The following is a 748-nucleotide window of genomic DNA, read 5'->3' on the forward strand; positions in this document are numbered from 1 at the left end:
TAGGCTACCGGACAGGAGAAGGCACGCTCGACACTTGTATCGTGATTCGCTCGGCTTACGTGGAAAACGGCATTGCTCAAGTACAAGCAGGTGCAGGCGTGGTATTCGATTCTGACCCTCAAGCGGAAGCCGATGAAACACGCGGAAAAGCTCAAGCGGTTATCTCTGCTATTCAAGCAGCGCATTCTCAACCTGCGAACAAGGAGTAGCAGACATGGCGAACATCGTATTCATCGATAACTTTGACTCGTTCACCTATAACCTTGTGGACCAATTCCGCTCATTAGGTCACTCAGTCAAAATTTATCGTAACCACATTCCGGCAGAAACCATCGAACAAGCAATAAACGAGCTCGAAAACCCCGTCGTTCTGCTATCACCGGGGCCAGGTGCGCCATCAGAAGCTGGTTCGATGCCAGAGCTGATTCAACGAATGAAAGGCAAAGTGCCAATGATTGGTATTTGTCTTGGTCACCAAGCGATTGTTGAAGCATATGGCGGCACTGTCGCTGGCGCTGGTGAAATCATCCACGGCAAAGTGTCGATGATGGAGCACCAAGACCACGCAATTTATCAAAATCTGCGATCGCCACTTGCAATTGCGCGTTACCACTCTTTAGTGGCGACAAAGGTACCAGACAGCCTGACCATCACTGCCGAAGTAGACAATTTGGTCATGTCTGTTGTGCACGAACAAGATAAAGTTTGCGGATTTCAGTTCCACCCAGAGTCAATAATGACGACTTAC

Annotated in this window: 2 protein-coding genes; both read left to right on the top strand. The window is 49.1% G+C overall.

What is annotated here, in order from left to right:
* Window positions 1-209 (top strand): chorismate-binding protein (locus R7040_RS26160; protein ID WP_318097535.1); only part of this gene is annotated, 209 nt, incomplete at its 5' end.
* Window positions 210-214: 5 nt separating this feature from the next.
* The coding region (locus tag R7040_RS26165; protein WP_318097536.1) for an aminodeoxychorismate/anthranilate synthase component II at window positions 215-748 on the top strand (534 nt) is incomplete at its 3' end.

Source organism: Vibrio sp. 1069 (assembly GCF_033340555.1).